At 36.0% G+C, this 22,857-nt stretch carries 21 protein-coding genes; 7 read left to right on the forward strand and 14 right to left on the reverse strand.

Translation table 11 applies throughout. The features are described from left to right. Positions 1-942 precede the first annotated feature (942 nt). The 6 genes from J3U74_RS06445 to murA all read right to left on the reverse strand — a co-directional run bounded on the left by J3U74_RS06445 (position 943) and on the right by murA (position 6,496). Positions 943-2,013, reverse strand: a complete 1,071-nt coding sequence (locus J3U74_RS06445; protein ID WP_267329490.1) for an acyltransferase — start codon at positions 2,011-2,013, stop codon at positions 943-945. Positions 2,014-2,165: 152 nt separating this feature from the next. Further along, the gene (locus J3U74_RS06450) at positions 2,166-2,417 is read right to left on the reverse strand and encodes a GNAT family N-acetyltransferase (protein WP_267329489.1); all 252 of its coding nucleotides are present in this window, start codon (positions 2,415-2,417) and stop codon (positions 2,166-2,168) included. Between the two features lie 238 nt (positions 2,418-2,655). Beyond that, positions 2,656-3,618, reverse strand: coding sequence for a 6-phosphofructokinase (gene pfkA, locus J3U74_RS06455; RefSeq protein WP_220218747.1), 963 nt, complete (start codon positions 3,616-3,618; stop codon positions 2,656-2,658). Between the two features lie 92 nt (positions 3,619-3,710). Continuing rightward, positions 3,711-4,607, reverse strand: a complete 897-nt coding sequence (locus J3U74_RS06460) for a cation diffusion facilitator family transporter (RefSeq protein ID WP_267329488.1) — start codon at positions 4,605-4,607, stop codon at positions 3,711-3,713. A 7-nt stretch (positions 4,608-4,614) separates the two neighbouring features. After that, positions 4,615-5,190, reverse strand: coding sequence for a DJ-1 family glyoxalase III (locus J3U74_RS06465; RefSeq protein WP_267337965.1), 576 nt, complete (start codon positions 5,188-5,190; stop codon positions 4,615-4,617). A 55-nt stretch (positions 5,191-5,245) separates the two neighbouring features. Continuing rightward, positions 5,246-6,496 carry a UDP-N-acetylglucosamine 1-carboxyvinyltransferase gene (gene murA / locus J3U74_RS06470; RefSeq protein ID WP_267329486.1) on the reverse strand — a complete coding sequence of 417 codons (1,251 nt, stop codon included), beginning with the start codon at positions 6,494-6,496 and terminating at the stop codon, positions 5,246-5,248. A 291-nt stretch (positions 6,497-6,787) separates the two neighbouring features. Here murA and J3U74_RS06475 point away from each other — a divergent pair, with 291 nt between their 5' ends. The 4 genes from J3U74_RS06475 (at position 6,788) to can (ending at position 10,006) form a co-directional block, all read left to right on the forward strand. Continuing rightward, entirely contained in the window at positions 6,788-6,985 is a 198-nt protein-coding gene (locus tag J3U74_RS06475; RefSeq protein WP_220218743.1) for a YbdD/YjiX family protein, read from the forward strand. Between the two features lie 17 nt (positions 6,986-7,002). Next, entirely contained in the window at positions 7,003-8,043 is a 1,041-nt protein-coding gene (locus J3U74_RS06480; RefSeq protein WP_267329485.1) for a CobW family GTP-binding protein, read from the forward strand. 178 nt (positions 8,044-8,221) lie between these two features. After that, complete coding sequence (locus tag J3U74_RS06485; RefSeq protein WP_220218741.1) at positions 8,222-9,283, forward strand: FAD-binding protein; 1,062 nt, start codon at positions 8,222-8,224, stop codon at positions 9,281-9,283. Positions 9,284-9,343: 60 nt separating this feature from the next. After that, a complete protein-coding gene (can, locus tag J3U74_RS06490; protein ID WP_220218740.1) occupies positions 9,344-10,006 on the forward strand; it encodes a carbonate dehydratase in 663 nt (220 codons plus the stop codon). Between the two features lie 2 nt (positions 10,007-10,008). Here the strand turns inward: can and nrdG are convergent, their stop codons facing one another. From nrdG to trxA, 5 genes are all read right to left on the reverse strand, one after another. Further along, positions 10,009-10,482, reverse strand: a complete 474-nt coding sequence (gene nrdG, locus J3U74_RS06495) for an anaerobic ribonucleoside-triphosphate reductase-activating protein (RefSeq protein ID WP_267329484.1) — start codon at positions 10,480-10,482, stop codon at positions 10,009-10,011. 17 nt (positions 10,483-10,499) lie between these two features. Beyond that, entirely contained in the window at positions 10,500-12,635 is a 2,136-nt protein-coding gene (gene nrdD / locus J3U74_RS06500) for an anaerobic ribonucleoside-triphosphate reductase (RefSeq protein WP_220218738.1), read from the reverse strand. Positions 12,636-13,015: 380 nt separating this feature from the next. Beyond that, complete coding sequence (gene gndA, locus J3U74_RS06505) at positions 13,016-14,431, reverse strand: NADP-dependent phosphogluconate dehydrogenase (RefSeq protein ID WP_267329483.1); 1,416 nt, start codon at positions 14,429-14,431, stop codon at positions 13,016-13,018. A 182-nt stretch (positions 14,432-14,613) separates the two neighbouring features. Next, positions 14,614-15,876, reverse strand: a complete 1,263-nt coding sequence (gene rho, locus J3U74_RS06510) for a transcription termination factor Rho (protein ID WP_220218736.1) — start codon at positions 15,874-15,876, stop codon at positions 14,614-14,616. Positions 15,877-16,234: 358 nt separating this feature from the next. Next, complete coding sequence (gene trxA / locus J3U74_RS06515; RefSeq protein ID WP_220218735.1) at positions 16,235-16,561, reverse strand: thioredoxin TrxA; 327 nt, start codon at positions 16,559-16,561, stop codon at positions 16,235-16,237. A 159-nt stretch (positions 16,562-16,720) separates the two neighbouring features. On the opposite strand from trxA, the gene rhlB reads away from it, so the two are divergent. Next, positions 16,721-17,947, forward strand: a complete 1,227-nt coding sequence (gene rhlB, locus J3U74_RS06520) for an ATP-dependent RNA helicase RhlB (protein WP_220218734.1) — start codon at positions 16,721-16,723, stop codon at positions 17,945-17,947. A 119-nt stretch (positions 17,948-18,066) separates the two neighbouring features. On the opposite strand, the gene J3U74_RS06525 is transcribed toward rhlB, so the two are convergent. Then, positions 18,067-18,675, reverse strand: a complete 609-nt coding sequence (locus J3U74_RS06525; RefSeq protein WP_220218733.1) for a TfoX/Sxy family protein — start codon at positions 18,673-18,675, stop codon at positions 18,067-18,069. A 317-nt stretch (positions 18,676-18,992) separates the two neighbouring features. On the opposite strand from J3U74_RS06525, the gene J3U74_RS06530 reads away from it, so the two are divergent. Continuing rightward, positions 18,993-19,637: a hypothetical protein gene (locus J3U74_RS06530; protein WP_267329482.1), complete on the forward strand. Its 645-nt coding sequence runs from the start codon at positions 18,993-18,995 to the stop codon at positions 19,635-19,637. A gap of 1 nt (position 19,638) precedes the next feature. Here the strand turns inward: J3U74_RS06530 and glnB are convergent, their stop codons facing one another. Both glnB and J3U74_RS06540 read right to left on the reverse strand, forming a co-directional pair. After that, positions 19,639-19,977 carry a nitrogen regulatory protein P-II gene (gene glnB, locus J3U74_RS06535; protein ID WP_065586186.1) on the reverse strand — a complete coding sequence of 113 codons (339 nt, stop codon included), beginning with the start codon at positions 19,975-19,977 and terminating at the stop codon, positions 19,639-19,641. A 22-nt stretch (positions 19,978-19,999) separates the two neighbouring features. Beyond that, the gene (locus tag J3U74_RS06540) at positions 20,000-21,601 is read right to left on the reverse strand and encodes an NAD+ synthase (protein WP_267329481.1); all 1,602 of its coding nucleotides are present in this window, start codon (positions 21,599-21,601) and stop codon (positions 20,000-20,002) included. Between the two features lie 120 nt (positions 21,602-21,721). Between J3U74_RS06540 and aroB the strand changes: the two genes are divergently transcribed. Further along, positions 21,722-22,801 (forward strand): 3-dehydroquinate synthase, encoded by a 1,080-nt coding sequence (aroB, locus tag J3U74_RS06545; protein WP_267329480.1) that lies wholly within the window; start codon positions 21,722-21,724, stop codon positions 22,799-22,801. The last annotated feature ends 56 nt before the right edge of the window (positions 22,802-22,857 follow it).

Consider the following 22,857-nt stretch of genomic DNA (forward strand, 5'->3'; position numbering starts at 1 on the left):
TGTTAAGCCTGCCGCCAGCGTTCAATCTGAGCCATGATCAAACTCTTCAATTTAAAGTTTGATGCTCAATAACTGTCTCTGACATTATTCAAATGAATCTTCAGTGTCACTTATCAAGACTTAATTTTTTCAGTCCGTAGACTTTTAATTTTTCGTCTCGCAAGTGCCCACACAGATTGTCTGTTTCTTATTTTTAAAGAGCTGACAGCTTCAATTTAACTTCACAATTGCTTGCTTCAGTTTGCTGTCTCAAGGGCTGCGTATACTACGCTACACCTTTTTATTCGTCAAGATCTTTTTTTAAAAAATTTGATCTTGCTCACTAATCACTTTTCCCGTCTGCTTTCGCTGACGCCGTGTCAGTGGATGCGCATTATAGGCACTTCATTTTTTTTAGCAAGCAAAAAATTGGCATTTTTTTTCGTTTGTCTTATATTTGTTCAGATCAATGCTTTTGGCAGATTTGATTTTCTACAAATATAAATAGGAACATTACGAAAAAACAGATTATTAGCAGAAAAATTGTTGATAAACTCATATGGCAAGCATTATCGCAAAATTATTTATCTAAATGACCAGAATAAAACTAAGGCGCCATATAAAACAGTGAGAATATCTATCAAGCTGCACACCATTTCAAGGCTAAGCGCCATGTTATGCGATGATATTTTACCGTCTTGGATTGTCTATATAGGTTCAATTGTATAAATATCAAGCCCCTCTACTTACAATATCAATAAAGTAAATTGCTTGAGATCAAATCATACGCAGTAACAATTCATTTTTATCATAAGATTTGATCTTTCAATCTATTTTGCTGCTGATCAATAACAAAGAGTGAGGAAACAAAAAACCAGTGCTTCGACTTGAATGCACTGGCTTTTTCGGTCAACTAATAATTATTCTTTAATCGTAGTTGATTTGAATGTGGATCAATGAATCCTATCGACTACCACCAATGAGAAATTTGGCTTTATCTTTGAAAATAAATTTTATTAGATTAGCAATTAGCACACTTATTAATAGTGTTGAGATTAAAAAGCTTATTGCTCCTAAGGCAGCTAGCTCACCATTACCAGTTTTAATGATGTCGCCAAATGGTGAGGCGATAACTTGTCGCTCTAACAATAATATGACAATTTCATGTATAAAGTAGACAGGAAAACTGATGTTAGCCATATAAGAGAAGAATTTATAAACTTTCCCTTCATTTGTTTTATGATTAATACTATCTAAAAAATAGAGTGCTAAGATAAATAAGACAATTTTTTGTAGCGTATCATAATAAAGGTTTTCTACGCCAAAATAACTAACATAACGATAAGCATAGGGTATAAACAGACACAGGCAGAAAAAGAACATAACCAAAATTAAGTTATCTTTAACCGCTTTCATGATCTTTTCATAATTCTGCTTAATCATCATACCGGTTAAATAAACTGGTCCATAATGTAAGAGATTCAATAATGGCTTAGTAAAGTCAGGTTTAGTAAACATCACAACCCAAAACATGCAAATTAAACCGGCTATAATCAAACTTTTTTTAGACCAAGAATAAAGTAGTGGCCCCATTAAATAGATAATAATTATCATCGGCATAAACCATAAAGGTAAAAGCGCAGTACCAGTTAACATCATTTTAACTATGGCACTAACCATGCTTGTTTCTGTTGATGAATAAAATGGTAAACCGGATAAATATTGATAATTGAAAAAGAAGAAGCAGAATATCGATACGGATATATAAGGACAAACAACGGTCTTAAATTTGGATAAATAGTAGGTTTTAGTATCAAATTTATAAGTGAGATGTTGAAATAAAAAACCGGCGATTAAAACAAAAAAAGTAGTAAAGTTAAATGCAAATAAATTCAAAAAAGAAAACAGATAACTATTAGCAATTAAACCACTATTTTTAAATACCCCTAAGCTGTGGCTAAATACAATCATAATAATTGCTAAACCACGTAATACATGGATAGAATGAATTTTCTGAGCTTTTACTGATGTCATTTTCAAATACGGATAGTTAACAGATTTAATTTGCAATACATTAACACATATTCTTACAGAGAAAACTAGCTTTTACAAAAATAAAAAAACAAAATAAATCTTGACAAAAATAGACTTTAAATCCTTACATTATAATAAATATTTTCGCTTCGCTATTTTGCTAACTTTTTAGCTGCAAATGAACAGATAGGAATAATTTCCCGTTGTTCTTGCTGTAATTTATCAACCACCCGATCTAATAATTTATCAGCAATGCCTTGCCCACGATAAGACGGCTCTATATAAGTATGATTAATCGTTGCTTTATTTTGCCCAATACGAGTAAAGGTCATTTCACCAACTTGATTATCATTTTCATCACAAACATAAAACCGATTTTTATCTTCTAAATAATGTAGTGACATAAGTTCTTTCCTCATTGGCCGTTTTTAAGATTTATCGAGCGACTGCTAAGCTCACAGATGATTAAGAAAGGTAAAGACTACTTTAATATAAACGAAAAATTTGCAGAAACGAAGTTTAAATCTAAAAGGTGAATTTTTGCCGATAATAACTTTAGCGCTATAAACTTCAAAATTTCACCTAATTGTTAGTTATATTACTTTGATTAACATTGCTTGAGCAATTTAAAATCAATCAATATTAAAATAAGCGTTTTGCTGTATTATATAAATCCATATCAAATGGTCGTTTCATGGTGTTGATCGCTTCGATAATATCGTGATGTACTAATTTGCCATTTTGTACACCGACACAGCGCCCAGCGTGTCCTTGCTGTAATAATTCTACCGCAAAAGCACCCATACGAGAACCTAAAATACGATCGTAAGGCACTGGTGAGCCACCACGTTGTACATGGCCTAATACTGTTGCCCTTGTTTCATGATGAACCGCAGCTTCAATATCAGCAGCTAGCTTATTCACATCGCACATATGTTCTGTAACAGTGACGATGGCATGTTTTTTCCCTTTTGCAAATCCTAATTTGATCTCTTCAATTAAGTCTTCTTTAGTATAAGAAACTTCAGGAATAATCATAAATTCACAGCCGCCAGCAACCGCTGCATTTAAGGTTAAATCACCACAATCACGTCCCATAATTTCGATAACCGAAATACGGTGATGCGAAGAACAAGTATCACGTAATCTATCAATTGCTTCAACGGCAGTGCTTAGTGCAGTGAAATAACCGATTGTGTAATCAGTCCCACGAATATCATTATCTATTGTGCCTGGTAGACCAATACATGGAAAACCTTCTTCCGTTAATCGCATTGCTCCCATATAAGAGCCGTCACCACCAATAACGACTAATGCATCGATTTGATGTTGTTTTAAGTTAGCAATAGCTTTTTGCCTAACTTCTTTATCTTTGAACTCCGGAAATCTTGCAGAACCTAAAAAAGTACCACCTCGAGTAATAATATCCGATACACTCGAACGGTCTAACTGTGTGATTCGATTTTCACAAAGACCTAAATAACCGTCATAAATACCAAAAACATCCAGACCTTCTGTTAGTGCAGTTCTTACTACACCACGAATAGCTGCATTCATCCCCGGTGCATCACCACCACTGGTTAAAATACCTATTTTTTTTATCATACAAAATAACTCCAAATTATTGACTTTTGGCTATTATAGAGTCTTAACAGATATCTAACAATAGAAGATAAAAGCTATTTTGAATGATTTTTCTACTGATTTTTTTCAGTAGGTACAACCGAGAGAGGATCTTGATGAATAATAACTTTTGCCGGAGAGAACTCTTTTGAGATGCTTTTTTCGATAGCATCAGCAATAGCATGCGCTTTAATTAACGGTAAATTATCATCCAGTTCAATATGCAACTGAATAAATTTAACCGGGCCGGCTTGTCTGGTTTTGAGATCATGGAAACCATGCACATCTGAATACATCGCAACAATTTCAGCGATTCTAGTGTTATCACTATCAGGTAATGCACGATCAAGTAGATCTTGAATGGCATTGTAAGCAATTTTACAAGCATTATAAAAAATATAGAGCGATATAAAAAATGCAAAGCCAGCATCGGCATAAGCAACCCCGTACCAACTTAAACATAAAGCAATAACAACAGCAATATTCATAAACAAATCAGAAGAGTAATGCAACATATCCGCTTGTATGGCTTTACTTTTTGTGACTTTAATGACATGTCTTTGATATAAAATTAATGTTGCAGTAAAAACAGTAGAAATAGTTGATACCAAAATACCTAGTAACGGCGTTTGAATACTGGTTGGATAGATCATTGATTTGATACTTGATAGCAATAACACCGTTGCAGAGCCGATAATAAAGGTACCTTGCGCTAAAGCCGCTAGCGATTCAGCTTTACCATGACCAAAGGTATGGTCGTCATCAGCAGGTTTTAATGCATAACGAACCAAAAAGAAATTAAGACCAGACGCTAATAGGTCGATACCGGAATCTAACAATGACGCAAATAAGCTCATCGACCCAGTTAGCCAACAGGTAATTAATTTAATGATTATCAGAAAAGTAGAAATTAAAACAGCACTTAATGTCGCTCTTTTAACTAACTTTTCATACAATGCTGAAGATTGCATGTAATGGCTATTGATAGTTATCGATGCCAAGCGGTAAAACAAGTTGCTTTGCAACTTCCGCCGCTTTATCAGCCCCTAATAAAGCATCAATGATTTTTAATGCAAAATCAATTGACGTTGCCGGGCCTTGACTGGTGATCACTTTGTGTTTTACATCAAAATAAGCCCTATCAGATTTCCAATGTTTAAATGCATCTTTAGTCGTCGGATAACCGGTCATGTATGCATCAGGAAGTAAATTATGATATTGGAACACCATTGCTGGTGATGCGCAAATCGCAGCGATAATGTTACCGGCTTGATGCGTCTGTTTTAATTTTTCAATTAGCGCCGGGCAATCTCTGAAATTTTCAGCGCCTTTTAAGCCGCCCGGTAAAATCACAATATCAAAATTAAGGTCTTTAACTTCGTTAAATGTTTTTTGCGCTAAAATTGTTACGCCTCGTGAACATTTAACTTCACGTGTTTGGGAGATACTGGCATCGGTCACTTCAATGCCAGCACGGGTTAAAAGGTCAATAACAGTCACTGCTTCTGTTTCTTCACAGCCTTCTGATAAAAAGATTAATGCTTTTTTAGTCATCATTACACTCCTTTTAACCCTAATGATTTAACACAAATTTGACAGCGCAAAATTATTAGCATCTTTCAATTTTGGCCCCTAACTTTCTTAATTTGTCTTCTATATTGTCATAACCACGATCGATATGATAGATACGATCAACAATAGTTAAGCCATCGGCAATACAACCGGCTAACACCAAACTAGCTGACGCACGTAAATCAGTTGCCATAACTTGAGCGCCACTAAGTTTTTCAACGCCATGAGTGATTAAGGTATTACCTTCGATTTCAGCTCTTGCACCCATACGAATAAGTTCAGGTACATGCATAAATCGATTTTCAAAAATGGTCTCTTTAATAATACCGGTACCTTGTGCAACCATATTAAGTAAAGAGAATTGTGCTTGCATATCAGTTGGAAAGCCCGGATGTGGTGCGGTATGGATATTAACCGCTTGAGGTTGTTTACCTTGCATATCTAAACAGATCCAATCATCACCGGTTTGGATATCTGCACCGGCTTCTTTTAGTTTTGATAATACGGCGTCAAGTAAACTAGGGTCGGTGTTACGACAAGTAATTTTACCTTTTGATATAGCTGCTGCAACTAAAAAAGTGCCGGTTTCGATACGATCAGAAACAATTTCATGCACTCCGCCACCTAAACGTTCAACCCCTTCAATCTCAATACGAACAGTACCGGCACCTGTTATTTTCGCGCCTAGAGTATTTAAAAATTTAGCTGTATCCACAATTTCAGGTTCACAAGCAGCATTTTCAATAATGGTTTTACCTTCTGCTAATGTAGCTGCTGACATAATTGTCACAGTCGCACCAACACTGACTTTATCCATTACAATATGTGCGCCTTTTAATCGACCATCCACTGATGCTTTAACATAGCCTTCATCAAGGGTTATGGTTGCCCCGAGTTGCTGTAAGCCGGTAATGTGTAAATCAACGGGTCTTGCACCTATCGCACAGCCACCGGGTAATGAAACCTGTCCTTGACCAAAACGAGCAACTAATGGTCCTAAAGCCCATATCGATGCACGCATTGTTTTAACTAAATCGTAAGGTGCGCAATAGTTATTAAGTTGGCTTGCATCAAGTTTAATGGAGCCATTACGTTCACACTTCACCCCTAATTGACTTAATAAAGCTAAAGTCGTATCAATATCTTTTAATTTAGGAACATTTTGTAACTCAACAGGATCTTGCGCCAAAATTGCAGCAAATAAGATAGGTAGTGCCGCATTTTTAGCACCAGAAATAACAACTTCGCCATTTAAAGATGTTGGGCCGATTACGTGAAACTTTTCCATTATTAACTCGTTATTGTAAAAAATTGTCGGTATTATAAAAGTTATTTTAAGATAGATAAATGCATTTTATTAAATATTGTTATCTTTAGGCTTTAAATAAGTTACAACAAATATAAATGATATAAAATAACGTATTTAACCATGGTTACTGTTAATCAATGATTGACTCTAATTAATTGACATTTTATAGTGAAATGTCTTTAGTTGAATAATTTTGCTAGTTTATAAGAAACTAAAAAGTTATCATTTATAATATTATGCAATAAAACTTTACTGAGTAAGAGAAAATCTATGTTTGATTCAATTGCCAAAGCAGGAAAATACCTCGGTCAAGCAGCTAAACTCATGGTGGGCATTCCCGATTATGATACCTATGTGCAACATATGAAGTTGACGCATCCCGATCAGACCCCAATGACTTATGAAGAGTTTTTCAAAGAGCGGCAAGATGCACGTTACGGCGGTAAAGGTGGTTTTAAATGCTGTTAACCGTTGAGAGATAAGTAATGACAGACCAGCTCCCTTCTTCTTTACTGCCCGTCACTTTATTAACTGGTTTTCTCGGTTCCGGTAAAACAACGCTGATCAATTATCTGTTGAAACATCATCATGATGAGAAAATAATCATCATTGAAAACGAATTTGGTCCGGTCAACCTTGATAGTGAATTATTAACTACCAGCACAGATATTCAAATTGTCGAAATGACGAATGGTTGTATTTGTTGTACCGTGCAGGGTGAACTTACCGAAGCACTACATCAATTACATGCTCAACGAGCCAGCGGAGAGCTGCAATTTGATCGGCTTATTATTGAAACTACAGGTCTTGCCGATCCCGCACCGATTATTCAAACGTTTTTTATTGATGATTTAATCCGTCAAACCATTGAACTTGATGCAATTATTACTCTCGTTGATGCCCAACATATTACTCAACAGTTAGATGAGCACCGTGTTGCGCAATCACAAATTGGGTTTGCCGATCGCATAATTATCACAAAAACAGATTGCATTGATGATGAGCAAAAATCTCAAGTATTAAATAGAATCAATAAAATTAATAATAAAGCACAAATTTTTCAAGCCATTAAGGGGGAAATCCCGAAATCACAATGGCTAGACATTCATGCCTTTGATTTGAACGATGAGCTTAATATTAATCAAGGCTTTTTTGTCATCAACCCTTCAAAAAATCAAGAAGTTAATTTCAAATCTATCCCCTATGCCAAACCGTCTAACGCTTGGAATGATAATATCTGTTCTTATCTGTTTGAAGCCGGAGAACTTGATCTTAAAAAGATTGGCAGTTTTATGGAAAGTTTAGTCGAGCAGTACGGAAATGACATGTTACGTTACAAAGGGGTATTGGCAATTAAAGATAATGAACAACGTTTGATTGTTCAAGGTGTACATAAAGTGGTTGGATTTGACTATGGCTCACCATGGCAAGATCCAGCGCAAAAAGTGTCTCGCTTAGTGGTGATTAGTCGTAAATTACCATTTGAAACATTAAATGAAGCATTTTTAAAAACGGTTGCCAATTAACGCTTTGATTGAAAAAGCACATTTAATATTTGTTTTTTATACTGAAACGTAGGGTATTTCTGAAAGTTCTTGACAAAAATAACGAATCTCATCAATCATTGTACGAATAAACACATTTTGCAATAAATTGTGTTAATATAAGCGCCATTCAAAAGCTCAAAACTAACGAAATAAAAGCATGGATTACGATATTGCAATTATTGGTCTTGGACCAGCCGGCAGTACACTAGCGCGTCTACTTAGCTCATCTTTCAAAGTTATTGCATTAGATAAAAAACATCAAACTGGTGATGAAGGGTTTCATAAGCCATGCGGTGGATTATTGGCCGATGATGCACAAAAAGCTTTTGTCAGACAAAATTTAAATTTACCAAAAAGTATTTTGACCGATCCTCAAATCTTCAGTGTCAAAACATTTGATTTACAATCAAAACTTGTGCGTAATTATCAACGCAGTTATGTCAGCTTTGATAGGCACAAATTTGATCTTTGGTTGAAATCTCTCATCCCGGAAAATGTCACGGTTCTACATAATACATTATGTAAAGAAGTGAGAAGAGTCATTGATGGCTATCAAGTTACTTATCAAGACGAAAATAAAGTAGAACATAACATCACCGCACAATATGTTGTCGGGGCTGATGGTGCTAATTCAGTTGTCCGAAGAATGCGTTATCCAAATCATTCTATAAGGCAATATGTTGCCATTCAACAATGGTTTGCTGAAAAAAATCCGCATCCTTTTTATTCATGTATTTTTGATAATGCGACCACTAATTGCTATGCCTGGAGCATTTCTAAAGACGGATACTTTATTTTTGGTGGTGCCTTTGCCAAAAAAGAAGCCAATGAACATTTTGAGTTATTAAAAGAGAAATTAACTCAGCAAGGATTTGTTTTTGGTGAGCCATTAAAAACCGAAAAATGTTTAGTCGTTTACCCAAATCGATTCCGTGATTTTTATACCGGTAATGAAAACATATTTCTAATCGGCGAAGCCGCAGGATTTATCAGTGCCAGTTCGTTAGAAGGAATTAGCTACGCGCTTGATAGCGCTGAAATTTTAAGCAAAATATTCAATGATCGGCACCCCAAACCGAATAAACGTTATTATCAAAAAACCATGCCACTACGCATCAAACTGTATAGCAAAATCATTAAGGCCAAATTTTTAACCACACCATTATGGCGTAAATTAATCATGGCAAGCAAAATCCAACACATAAATACAATAAAGTAATTAGTACGTGTTAGCAGTTAACTCTGTCAAATAGTAATGAAATAAAAGGAAATAATGAGTATGTTTGATGTAAACGATCTGATTCGTTTTAATCACGAATGGTCAGAAAAAATAGAATTAGAAGATCCGGATTTTTTTAAACAGCTTGCAATTGCTCAAAATCCTAAGTTTTTATGGATTGGTTGTTCTGATAGCCGAGTCCCTGCTGAAAAGCTGATCAAATTAAAGCCCGGCGAATTATTCGTTCATCGTAATGTCGGTAATTTAGTCATTCACACCGACTTAAATTGTTTATCAGTCGTACAATATGCGGTTGATGTGCTTGAAATAGAAGACATTATTGTATGTGGTCATTTAGGCTGTGGTGGTATTCGTGCGGCGGTTGAAAATCCGGATTTAGGCTTGATCAATAATTGGTTATTGCATATTCGTGATTTATGGTTTCGTTACAGTTCGTTAATTGGTGAATTTCCGGCTAATATCCGTATGGATATTTTGTGTGAACTAAATGTTATTGAGCAAGTCTATAACCTTGGCCATTCAACCATTATCCAATCGGCTTGGCAACGAGGAAAGAAAATCAACTTACATGGCTGGGTTTATGGTATTGATAATGGCAAGATCACCGATTTACACATCAGCTCATCCAGCAGTGAAAATTTAGAAATCAATTATCGTGAAGCGATTTCTTACCTGTTAAATCTACACAAATCACAACAATAATTTTAGGATGGATCTTTAAAACGGTAGATGACTTGATTGCTACTTCCTCGCCATAATAGCCTTGGATCGGCAAGTTCTTGCACAAACTTGCCATCGATAAGTACATCAATATAAGGAATAACCGCTTGTTGTTCAGCGGTTAATTCGTCAAGTTTATACCCTGTCCATAACCAGATATCTTTATTCTCACACTCAGATTTTACCCGTTTAACCAATTTTAATATTGCCGGGACATTTTGCGGATGCAACGGATCACCGCCGGAGAGGGATAACCCTTGACGTTTAATTTCGGTGTCTTGTAAATCTTTAATAATTTGATCTTCAAGTGATTGTGTAAATGGCGAACCAGAGTTTAATCCCCAAGTACTTTTGTTATAGCAGCCGGGACACTGATGTACACAGCCTGCTACAAAAAGTACACAGCGAGTCCCTTCGCCATTAACCACATCGACTGGATAGTAACGATGATAATTCATAAGTTTTTCATGAATAATTAGCCAATTTGACCATTATTTAAGTGTTTTACTCGTCGCTTCACTTCTTCTTGCTTGCCAGCATTAAACGGACGAGCATCAGGACTACCTAAATAACCACAAACACGACGGGTCACAGAGACCTTTGATGAATCATGATTGCCACAACTAGGACAAACAAATCCTTTGCTGGTACATGAAAATTCACCCGTAAAGCCGCATTCATAACACTCATCAATCGGAGTATTAGTACCATAATATGGAACACGAGTATAACTATAATCCCATACATCTTCTAATGCTTTAACATTATTGATCATATTTGGGTATTCGCCGTAGCAAATAAAGCCACCGCTGGCAACGGGTGGATAAGGTTTTTCAAACTCGATCTTCTCGTATGGATTGACCTTTTTCTCAACATCAAGATGAAAACTATTTGTATAGTAACCTTTATCCGTCACGCCCGGTATGACACCAAATTCAGCCGTATCTAACCGACAAAAGCGATCGCATAGATTTTCACTCGGCGTACTATATAAACTAAAACCATATCCGGTTTCGGCTTTCCATTGTTCGACAGCTTTACGCAGATGTTCAACAATTGCCACACCTTTAGCTCGTAATGTGTCATTATCAAACGGATGTGTTTGGTTGCCATAAAGTGCATTTAAGGTTTCATGAAGCCCGATATATCCTAATGAAATTGATGCACGACCATTTTTGAAGATTTCAGAAACGCTGTCATCCTCTTTTAGCCTTACGCCACATGCCCCTTCCATATATAAAATAGGTGCAACACGGGCTTTAACACCATCAAGACGAGCGATACGCGTCATAAGTGCTTTTTTGCAAAGTGCAAGACGTTTATCTAATATTTCCCAAAAACGCGTTTCATCACCTTTAGCTTCAATAGCGATACGTGGTAAATTTAAGCTAATTACGCCCAGATTATTTCGCCCATCATGAATTTGCTCGCCGTCTTGTTCATAGACGCCTAAAAAGCTTCGGCATCCCATTGGCGTTTTAAATGAACCGGTGACTTCGACAACTTTATCGTAATTCAAAATATCCGGATACATACGCTTACTTGCACACTCTAAAGCAAGTTGTTTGATGTCATAATTTACATCACCTTGTTTATGATTTATGCCATCTTTAATCGCAAAAACCAATTTTGGGAATACGGCAGTTTTATGATTTTTACCTAAACCTTGAATACGGACTTTTAAAATAGATTCTTGAATCAAGCGTGATTCCCAGCTTGTTCCCAAACCAAAACCAAACGTCACAAATGGCGTTTGACCATTAGCAGTATGTAACGTGTTGACTTCATACTCTAAAGATTGGAAAGCATCATAACACTCTTTTTCGGTACGACTTTCAGCATAAGCTTCCGGATTTGGAATATCCCATTGTTCAGCAATTTTTTTATGTTTTTGATAACTGATTGTGACAAATTTTGCCAAAATCTCATCAATACGATTAATGGTTGTGCCACCATAAATATGGCTTGCAACTTGCGCAATTATTTGTGCGGTTACTGCTGTGGCTGTCGCAATCGATTTTGGTGGTTCGATTTCGGCATTTCCCATTTTAAAACCATTTGTTAACATGCCATCTAAATCGATTAACATACAGTTGAACATGGGGAAAAAAGGCGCATAATCTAAATCATGATAGTGAATTTCACCGCAATCATGAGCATGAGAAATGTCTTTCGGTAATAAATATTGTTTAGCATAGTGCCTTGCAACAATTCCAGCGAGTAAATCACGCTGAGTTGGGATCACTTTGCTGTCTTTATTAGCGTTTTCATTTAAAATAGCGACGTTACTTTGTTCAATCAACCCTCGAATATCTTGATTTAAACGACTGCGCTCTTCACGAGCACGATCACGATCATGACGATATTCAATATAAGTTCTGGCTAGTTTTTTATAAGGACCTGACATCAACTGATTTTCAACAGCATTTTGAATTTCATTAATATCAACACTGTCTCGTTCTGCCATTTGATTGGTAACAACTCGAGCGACAGCTGCACAATAATCAGGATCTTGAACGTTAGCTGCAACAGCAGCTCTGACAATAGCATCTTTAATTCGAGTCTCATTAAACGCAGTTTGACAGCCATCTCGTTTGATTACAACAGGCATATATACTCCCCTCAACATTCATTAATAATTAGCGCTTGGCATAGGCTTGGTATCAACATAAATATTCATTGTAATTATTAAGAACAATTTATTTTTTGTCAGAATATTTGGTTTTACTTGATAAAGACCAGGATTTTCACATCGCTTAAACAACACTATATATAGTGGATATAAATGAATTATACACCATATATTGTGCTTTTCTAGATTTTTTAATAAATAAATTTGCTTGACAACGCTAAAGCTAATCGCCGCCAGTATTTTTTTTCATAGCGAAAAAAGAAACGGCATAAAACAGATTAATCAAGAAAAGATAACTGAATTAGAGTGCAATTTTCATTGCACTCAATTTGAAAAGTTCAATAACAAAACAACACTATTTATGACTCAATGTTTAACCAATCAGTATGGAAAACACCTTCTTTGTCGATTCGTTTATAAGTATGTGCACCAAAATAATCCCGCTGAGCTTGAATCAAATTAGCGGGTAGCACAGCTGAACGATAGCTATCGTAATAAGCTATAGCTGAAGATAATGTTGGTACCGGGATCCCTTGTTGAACAGCTAAAGACACAACATCCCGTAACGATTGTTGATAAGCTTCAACTGTTTGGCAAAAATAAGGGGCAAGCAGTAAATTATCGATGTGATTATCAGCCGTATATGCATCGGTAATTTTTTGTAAAAACTGAGCACGTATAATACATCCGGCTCTAAAAATTTTAGCTATCTCGCCATAATTAAGTTGCCAATTATAGTGCTGTGAAGCCGCTTTTAACTGTGAAAAGCCTTGCGCATAAGAGATGATTTTACCCATATATAGCGCTTTACGCACTTTCTCTATTAACGCTTGTTTATCACCCGTAAAAGCAACCTGTTTTGGACCTTTCAAAATATTCGATGCCGCAACACGTTGCTGTTTAATGGCTGAAATATAACGTGCAAAAACCGACTCAGTTATCAATGATAAAGGTTCACCAAGATCTAAAGCGCTTTGGCTTGTCCATTTACCGGTACCTTTATTCCCGGCGGCATCTAAGATTTTATCAATTAAATAATCACCATTTTCATCTTTAAATCTGAAGATATCAGCGGTAATTTCTGTCAGATAGCTATCTAATTCACCTTTATTCCAATCCGCAAAGACATCAGCAAGTTCATCATTAGTCAAACCGACGACATGTTTTAATACCCAATAGCTTTCAGCAATCAGCTGCATATCACCATATTCAATTCCATTATGTGCCATTTTGACATAATGACCGGCACCATCGGGACCAATATAAGTTACACATGGCTCACCATTTACCGTTGCGGCAATTTTCTCTAAAATTGGGGCAACTAATTCGTATGCCTCTTTTTGACCGCCTGGCATGATAGATGGTCCTTTTAATGCACCTTCTTCACCACCAGAGACACCTGCACCAATAAAGTTAAACCCTTCATCAGAAAGCATCTTATTGCGGCGAATGGTATCTTCAAAATAGGCATTACCGCCATCGATAATAATATCACCTTTATCTAATAGTGGTCTTAATTCATTGATAACAGCATCAGTACCTTTACCAGCTTGTACCATAATTAAGATTCGGCGAGGCTTTTCTAAAGAGTTAACAAAATCTTCAATGGTAAAATAAGGAACCAAGTGCTTATCAGAATGTTCAGCCATGACTTGTTCTGTTTTATCTTTTGAACGATTATAAATCGAGACAGAAAATCCGCGACTTTCAATATTCAGCGCTAGATTTCGCCCCATAACGGCCATTCCAATAACACCGATTTGTTGTTTAGACATGATTTGGCTCCTTAATTTAATCTCAAATAACCCTGTTAATAAGGTTGTTTTTACAACATCTTTAATTTAAAAAGTTCTATAAATTATAAATTACGCTATATTTTGCCACAAAAAAAGCCGTATCAGTATATAACACGGCTATTTTTCATTACTTTAATAATATTTTGTACTGACTGCGCAAATCATGAACGCTTCATCATTTCAAAAAACTCGTCATTGGTTTTAGTCATGGCAAGTTTATCGATTAAAAATTCCATTGCGTCAATCTCACCCATTGGGTTAAGTATTTTGCGTAAGATCCACATTTTTTGTAGTTCATCAGGTGAGGTCATTAAATCTTCTTTACGCGTACCGGAACGGTTAAAGTCAATAGCAGGGAATACACGGCGCTCAGCAATTTTACGCGATAAATGGACTTCCATATTACCCGTACCTTTAAACTCTTCGTAAATAACTTCATCCATTTTAGAGCCGGTATCAATCAGTGCAGTAGCAATAATGGTTAAGCTTCCGCCCTCTTCGACATTACGAGCAGCACCAAAAAAGCGTTTAGGACGATGTAAAGCATTTGCATCTACACCACCCGTTAATACCTTACCAGATGAAGGAATAACAGTGTTGTATGCACGTGCCAAACGAGTAATTGAATCTAATAAAATAATGACATCTTTCTTATGTTCGACAAGACGTTTTGCTCGTTCAATTACCATTTCAGCGACTTGAACATGGCGAGCCGCTGGCTCATCAAATGTTGATGCAACAACTTCACCTTTCACTAATCGTTGCATTTCGGTCACTTCTTCCGGGCGTTCATCAATCATTAAAACAACTAATTCACATTCAGGATGATTGACCGCTAAACTTTGTGCAATATTTTGTAGCAACATTGTTTTACCCGCTTTAGGTGGGGCCACAATCAAACCACGTTGACCTTTACCGATAGGCGATGCTAAATCAAGAACTCTGGCTGTAATATCCTCAGTTGAGCCATTTCCGCGTTCCATGCGTAATCGAGAGTTGGGGTGAAGTGGAGTTAAGTTTTCAAAAAGAATTTTATTGCGGGCGTCTTCAGGTTTATCATGATTTACTTCATTAACTTTTAATAAAGCAAAATAACGCTCACCTTCTTTCGGTGGTCTAATTTTACCGGCGATGGTATCACCCGTTCTTAAATTAAACCGTCGAATTTGGCTAGGAGAAACATAGATATCGTCCGGACCTGCTAAATAAGAACTATCGGCCGAGCGTAAAAAGCCAAATCCATCTTGCAAAATTTCCAGCACACCATCACCAAAGATATCTTCTCCACTTTTGGCATGTTGTTTTAAGATTGCAAAGATAATGTCTTGTTTTCTAAGGCGGGCAAGGTTTTCAAGCCCCATTGTTTTTTCCCCAAGCGCTACAAGCTCAGAGACAGAAGTGTTTTTTAATTCAGTTAAATTCATAATTTTAAAAATTCTTGAGGATAAAATTGATATGTTTGCAATTACTGCTAAATTTGTATATTTCTTTCATTTACTTATAAAAAATTCTCTTTCTAACAATTCACAAACTTAATCTATTGTTAAACTTTTGATGATAATTATGTGTATAGGTTTATAGAATTTTCACCACTTTACCAAGAAAAACAAAGGATTGCTGAAAGGGGTTCTTGTAAGAAGCTAGCAATGTACACTAAAAAAACGGGCATGTCTATATTAAATTATAGATTTTGCCCATTTTTAAGCGAAATAGTGTAGAAAAACAAAATAAGCGTAACAATAATTACGCTTATTTTATTGTAATGGTGGATAGAATAAGAAACTAAAGTTGGGCATCAATAAAGCTTTTTAGCTGAGCTTTAGATACTGCACCTACTTGTGTTGCGACCACTTTACCGTTTTTAAAAATTAATAAAGTTGGTATTCCACGAATGCCAAATTTAGGCGCAATATTTGGGTTTTCTTCGACGTTTAATTTGGCAATAACAATCTTATCACTATATTCTGATGCAACTTCTTCCAAAATTGGGGCAATCATTTTACATGGTCCACACCACTCAGCCCAAAAATCCACTAAAACAGGTTTTGTTGATTCGTTGATAGTTTTATCAAAAATACTTTCTGAAAGTGCAACGATATTATGACTCATAGTCGTAATCTCCAATAATATAAATTTTATGGTTTTAATGTTAGGACATTTTACCGCTCTGTGCTAGTAATTATTTTAATAGGACATAATTATTAGTGATGCACTAGCTGTTAATATGTTATAATCGAAAAATTCTGATAATTATCTTTGACAACCACAATGATTCAATCATATCTTACAAAAACGACTTTTAGTCAGTTTCCTTTACATCCTTTAGTTATCAAAGCACTTGAAAAAAAGGGTTTTACTTATTGTACGCCTATTCAAGAACAAACGTTACCTTTTACTACAAAAGGTATTGATATTGCAGGACAAGGGCAAACAGGAACAGGCAAAACTATCGCTTTTTTAGCCTCAACCTTTAGTCACTTATTGAATCACCAACCGCTTGCTGATCATAGTATTAATCAACCTCGAGCAGTTATTATTGCGCCTACCCGTGAATTAGTTGTACAAATTTACAATGATGCGCAAATATTATCTGAGGAAACCGGTTTAAAATTAGGTCTTGCTTATGGTGGCGATGGTTATGATAAACAATTAAAAATGCTATCAGCAGGTGTGGATATTTTGATAGCCACTACCGGACGATTAATCGATTATGCTAAGCAAAATTACATCAATCTGGAATCGATTCAAGTTGTGGTGTTAGATGAAGCAGATCGGATGTTTGATTTAGGATTCATTCGTGACGTTCGTTGGATTTTCAGACACATGACACCACCACAAAAGCGCTTAACAATGCTCTTTTCAGCAACCTTAACCCACAACGTGCGTGAACTTGCCTTTGAGCATATGAACAATCCACAATATGTAGAAGTTGAACCCGAACAAAAAATTGGCCACCGTATTAAAGAAGAGCTGTTTTTTCCTTCTAACGAAGATAAACTGGCTTTGCTACAGACCCTTATTGAGGAAGAGTGGCCTGATCGTTGTATTGTATTTGCTAATACCAAAGTTGCTTGCGAAAAGATTTGGCGCCATTTAGTCGCTGACGGTCACCGTGTTGGATTACTAACCGGTGATATCGCACAAAAAAAACGGCTATCGATTCTTGAGCAGTTCACTCGCGGTGATTTAGATATTTTAGTGGCAACTGATGTTGCTGCACGTGGATTACACATTCCAAATGTAACACATGTATTTAACTATGATCTGCCTGATGATTGTGATGATTATCGACATCGGATTGGCCGCACCGGTCGAGCGGGTGCTGAAGGCTATTCTATTTCATTGGCTTGTGAACGTTATTCACAGAATTTACCTGCAATTGAAAAAGCTATCGATCATGCCATTCCGGTAAGCCAATATGATCCTAATGCGTTGCTAACCAATTTACCTGTACCTAAAACATTTAAAAGAACAACACGAAGAAGAACGTCATAAAAAGATGAACCTCATAAAATAGTTGCAACGTTAGCTAAAACAATTAAATACCATCACTAAGGTGCTTATGCCTGTGATGGTATTATCTTAATCAACAATTAATTATAAGCTATTAATACCTACTCTTTTTTTTCTAAAAAAGATTGGTAATCTTTTTCAATTTCTTTGATTAATGTTTCAGATAACGATGCAACATGCCGACCATTTAGCGAACCATATAACGTAAATAACAGATTGCTTGAAATATCTGGTTTTTTATTCTTTATTCGGTAAAAAGCTTCTAAATATCCGATTTCGATAAATTTTTCTAAATCTGTAATCCCAACACTGTACAACAATTTTTCCAATGAAAAAGTAATATTCGGTAGTGATTTAATACGCTTCTGTTTTTGTTCTTTTTTTTCATGCAGATCAAGTTCAGCATATTCAATTACCATTTTTACAATGGGAAGTAATTTTTGATGATCTTTCAACAAATCATCGCTAACTTTATAATAGTCAAGCTGCTTAGTTGCAATCCCTGCAGGTAAATTTAAAGGTTGCATGCCCAATTCAATAAAAATTGAGCGATAAAAAGCGTGCCCTCTTAAATAAAAATTTTGTTTATCAATCCAACCAAACATGATCTGCTTGCTGTTAATGCTAAACCCACCAAAAAACGTTTTAATCGACACATCTTCAAGACAAGAAAATTGTTTTAAGATTTCATTTGCAAATATAGAACTCATAATTTACTTCCATTTAAACTTAATAAAACAAATAACTTACATAAGTTACTACTCAATTTAAACTATCTTAAAATTTCTAATCCACAAACTATTTTTTTGATAAATTCATCATTATGGGATCTTCCTTCCATAAATGAATATAAAAAATATTTGTGCTTGATAAATTGAATTTTTGTGGGGCTAAATTCATTTATGATATTTGGTTGTTTATTAAGTAGACTGTTCTTAATAAATCTTTAAAAAGAAAAGCTGCTTTTACATTGTTATTCTGCTTAAATAATAATACAATCAGTACTTATTCGTTTAATGGTGCTTTTTTGTCAGATATAATCAATATGATCAAAAACCTTATTACTTTATTTTTTGTGTTTTGTTCATTTATCGCTTCAGCCGATAAAGTACCGTTAATAGAGTCACTAGCGCTTTGCTCGCCTGAGTTTTTTAAGGATGTTTATGCATCGAAAGATGAATTGAAAGCGCATACCAATATTGAAGTTTTTAATCAAAATCAAGCTTATATTCCTGTTGAAAATCGCGCCGATACAACCAAAAACTATATTTACTTTAAAACCCCAATTTTATATAAAAATCTTAAGATTATCGGTTATTATGATAGCGCAATGAATCTGGATAAAATGGGTAAATACTATTTTTGGGGATTTATTATTGATAATGATATCGATCAGATTAAAGATGCTTTAAATTTTCTCAATTGGAAAAATATGGAAGATAATTTGCTCTATATTGCTAATCCAATGATTCGCAACATCAACGATGATATTCAAGTTTGGCGTAAAAACACTGGCGCCGTTGTTGGTGTTAAAACCATTCCAGCACCGAATACCACTGAAAAACTACTGTTACTTGAGAAAGGTGATAATATGCGCCTTCTAATCTGTTCTATTCAAGGGGTCGTAACCCAAGAGTTACTTAAACAGGAAAGACCGGATATTCGCTACTAAGTTAAATAGCGGATTCATCCATTTCCCCGGTACGAATTCGTATCACTTGCTCCACGTTGTAAACAAAGATTTTACCGTCACCGATCTTGCCTGTTTGAGCCGTTTTCATAATTGTTTCAATGCACATTTCTAAAATATCATCAGGTACAATAAGTTCAATTTTAACTTTAGGTAAAAAATCGACCATATACTCTGCACCACGATAAAGCTCGGTATGCCCTTTTTGGCGACCAAAACCTTTAACTTCTGTGACTGTCATACCGGTAATACCTTGATCGGCTAGTGCTTCTCGAATGTCATCGAGTTTAAATGGTTTGATGATAGCTTCAATTTTTTTCATAGTTTTTGCCCTTAATTCGAGATTACCAGTTCTTAAATCCAAAAGCAGATGTAATTGGATATCGTCTGCCTTTACCAAAGTTGCGTGCTGTAATTTTTGGTCCTACCGCTGACTGGCGCCGTTTATACTCATTAATATCCACCAATTTAATGACACGTCTTATTGTTGATTCATCATAACCTTGCTCAATAAGTTGTTCAACGGAAAGATCCTGCTCTACATAACCTTTTAAGATACCGTCTAAAATATCATATGGCGGTAAGCTGTCCTCATCTTTTTGATCAGGTGCAAGCTCTGCTGAAGGTGGACGGGTGATCACTCTTTGTGGAATTACATAAGAACGTGAATTACGATATTTTGATAACGCAAAAACCATTGTTTTTGGCACGTCTTTAAGTACATCAAAACCACCAGCCATATCGCCATAAAGTGTTGCATATCCGACCGACATTTCACTTTTATTACCGGTTGTTAGTACTAATCGACCACGCTTATTCGAAAGCGCCATTAAAATAACACCCCGACAACGTGCTTGTAAATTTTCTTCTGTTGTATCTTTTCGGGTACCTGCAAACATTGGGCTTAAAGATGACATAAATGCATCAAACATTGGTTCGATCGATATAATATCAAATTCAACGCCTAAAATTTCGGCTTCTTCTTTAGCATCAGCAACGCTGATATCAGCGGTATAACGAAACGGCATCATCACCGCTTGAACTTTATCTTTACCTAATGCATCAACAGCAATAGCTAGTGTTAAAGCTGAATCAATACCACCTGATAGCCCTAAGACAGCACCGTTAAAACCATTTTTGGTGATATAATCTCGCGTTGCCAGTACAAGCGCATCATAAACAGACGCAAGCACATTATCTTCTTGGCTATCAATTGCTTTATAAGCTTGCCCTAATTGAAAACGAGCGACTTGCTCTTCAAAAGATTTTAATTGGCAAACGATATCGCCATGCTCATTACAAACAAAAGAGTCACCGTCAAATACCAGCTCATCTTGACCACCGACTTGATTGACATAAACAATCGGTAATTGTGTTCTTATTGCATGGTGCTTAACCAGTTCATGCCGATATCTTGGCTTCTCAATATCATAAGGGGAAGCGTTAACGGTAATGATAATATCCACTTGTGCTGAACTTAGCTGATCAATCGGTTCATCTTGCCAAAGATCTTCACAGATCAATAATCCCAGTTTTTTTCCTTTAAAATCGACAACACAACTTTGATTACCTGCGGTAAAGTATCGTTTTTCATCAAATACATCATAATTTGGTAAACACTGCTTATGGTAACAAGCCAATTGTTTGCCATTTGAAAATAATGAAAGAGCATTATAAATATGTCCGTTTTGCCAATGTGGGTGACCCACAATAACTGCGCACTGCTTACTTGCTTGCAAAATAGAGTCTAACGCTTTTTGACAACGATCTTTGAAATCAACACGATAAATTAAATCTTCCGGCGGGTAACCACAAATTGCCAGCTCAGAAAACACAATAAGATCATCAGCGGTATGGTTGCGCATCAGCTCAATAATTTGTTGGGTATTTGTTTCAATATCGCCAACACGCCAGTTTTTTTGCGCTAAAACAATAGATAAAGACATATAATATTCAACATCGCTTTTAAAAATTGGCATTAATTTTAAATGATTCTATGTTGCGCTGCCACATTTTTATCGCTAACATGCAACAATATATCGACTTTGAATTGTCCGGAAATCATCATGCAAAAGATCTTAAATGTTGCCCTCGAAAACCGCAGTTATCCTATTACTATCGGTGAAAACCTCCTGTCCCAGTTTCAACCATTTAAACTCAAAGCAGGTCAACGAGTTCTTATTGCAACCAATGAAACTATCGCCCCATTGTATTTAGCTACGTTAACTGAAATGTTGGAAAAAAACGGCATTAAAACAGATTCTGTAATTGTTCCTGACGGTGAAAAATATAAAACCATGGAAACATGGAATACCATGCTAACTGCCTTATTAGCTAATAATCATACCCGTAGTAGCACACTTATTGCGCTCGGTGGCGGTGTGATTGGCGATGTAGCGGGATTTGCAGCCTCTGCTTATCAACGTGGTATCAAGTTTATTCAAGTTCCAACAACGTTACTTTCACAGGTTGACTCCTCTGTTGGCGGTAAAACGGCTATTAATCATCCGTTGGGAAAAAATATGATTGGGGCATTTTATCAACCGCAATCTGTTGTCATTGATCTTAATTGCTTAAAAACCTTACCTCAGCGTGAACTGTCAGCCGGTTTAGCTGAAGTGATCAAATATGGCATTATTTTAGATAGTGCGTTTTTTAGCTGGTTAGAGCAGCATATTGATGATCTATTAAATTTAGATGTTAATGCATTAAGCTACTGTATTTATCGTTGCTGTGAACTTAAAGCGCAAGTTGTCGCCGCTGATGAAACTGAACAAGATATGCGAGCAATTTTAAACCTTGGCCATACTTATGGTCATGCAATTGAAGCTGAACTTGGCTACGGTAACTGGTTACATGGTGAAGCAGTTAGTGTGGGAATGGTTATGGCAGCTCAGACTGCTGCCCTATTGGGTAAGCTTTCTGTAACGGATATTGATCGCATCAAAAATTTACTGATTAAAGCGAAGTTACCGATTACTAAACCGGCGCAAATGTCAATTGAGTCCTATATTCCGCATATGCTTCGTGACAAAAAAGTCTTGTCTGGCAAACTTAGATTGGTTATTCCAACTAAAATTGGTCATGTGGAAGTGATTGACGGCATAGATAAAACTATCGTGTTAGAGTCAATTGCACGTACTTAAACGCTACGTTGAAATTAGCTTATCTGCAATAAAAAAAACAGGAGTACAATTGATGT

It is taken from the genome of Gilliamella sp. B3892, assembly GCF_026536305.1.
Lineage (GTDB): Bacteria > Pseudomonadota > Gammaproteobacteria > Enterobacterales > Orbaceae > Gilliamella.

Bases quoted from the DNA above. Each gene is read 5' to 3' on its own strand.
- pfkA (WP_220218747.1), bottom strand. From the start codon at position 3,618: ATGATAAAAAAAATAGGTATTTTAACCAGTGGTGGTGATGCACCGGGG.
- can (WP_220218740.1), top strand. From the start codon at position 9,344: ATGTTTGATGTAAACGATCTGATTCGTTTTAATCACGAATGGTCAGAA.
- trxA (WP_220218735.1), bottom strand. From the start codon at position 16,561: ATGAGTCATAATATCGTTGCACTTTCAGAAAGTATTTTTGATAAAACT.
- glnB (WP_065586186.1), bottom strand. From the start codon at position 19,977: ATGAAAAAAATTGAAGCTATCATCAAACCATTTAAACTCGATGACATT.
- J3U74_RS06525 (WP_220218733.1), bottom strand. From the start codon at position 18,675: ATGAGTTCTATATTTGCAAATGAAATCTTAAAACAATTTTCTTGTCTT.
- J3U74_RS06450 (WP_267329489.1), bottom strand. From the start codon at position 2,417: ATGTCACTACATTATTTAGAAGATAAAAATCGGTTTTATGTTTGTGAT.
- aroB (WP_267329480.1), top strand. From the start codon at position 21,722: ATGCAAAAGATCTTAAATGTTGCCCTCGAAAACCGCAGTTATCCTATT.
- J3U74_RS06445 (WP_267329490.1), bottom strand. From the start codon at position 2,013: ATGACATCAGTAAAAGCTCAGAAAATTCATTCTATCCATGTATTACGT.
- J3U74_RS06465 (WP_267337965.1), bottom strand. From the start codon at position 5,190: ATGACTAAAAAAGCATTAATCTTTTTATCAGAAGGCTGTGAAGAAACA.
- nrdD (WP_220218738.1), bottom strand. From the start codon at position 12,635: ATGCCTGTTGTAATCAAACGAGATGGCTGTCAAACTGCGTTTAATGAG.
- murA (WP_267329486.1), bottom strand. From the start codon at position 6,496: ATGGAAAAGTTTCACGTAATCGGCCCAACATCTTTAAATGGCGAAGTT.
- J3U74_RS06540 (WP_267329481.1), bottom strand. From the start codon at position 21,601: ATGTCTTTATCTATTGTTTTAGCGCAAAAAAACTGGCGTGTTGGCGAT.
- J3U74_RS06460 (WP_267329488.1), bottom strand. From the start codon at position 4,607: ATGCAATCTTCAGCATTGTATGAAAAGTTAGTTAAAAGAGCGACATTA.
- J3U74_RS06480 (WP_267329485.1), top strand. From the start codon at position 7,003: ATGACAGACCAGCTCCCTTCTTCTTTACTGCCCGTCACTTTATTAACT.
- rhlB (WP_220218734.1), top strand. From the start codon at position 16,721: ATGATTCAATCATATCTTACAAAAACGACTTTTAGTCAGTTTCCTTTA.
- nrdG (WP_267329484.1), bottom strand. From the start codon at position 10,482: ATGAATTATCATCGTTACTATCCAGTCGATGTGGTTAATGGCGAAGGG.
- gndA (WP_267329483.1), bottom strand. From the start codon at position 14,431: ATGTCTAAACAACAAATCGGTGTTATTGGAATGGCCGTTATGGGGCGA.
- rho (WP_220218736.1), bottom strand. From the start codon at position 15,876: ATGAATTTAACTGAATTAAAAAACACTTCTGTCTCTGAGCTTGTAGCG.
- J3U74_RS06485 (WP_220218741.1), top strand. From the start codon at position 8,222: ATGGATTACGATATTGCAATTATTGGTCTTGGACCAGCCGGCAGTACA.
- J3U74_RS06475 (WP_220218743.1), top strand. From the start codon at position 6,788: ATGTTTGATTCAATTGCCAAAGCAGGAAAATACCTCGGTCAAGCAGCT.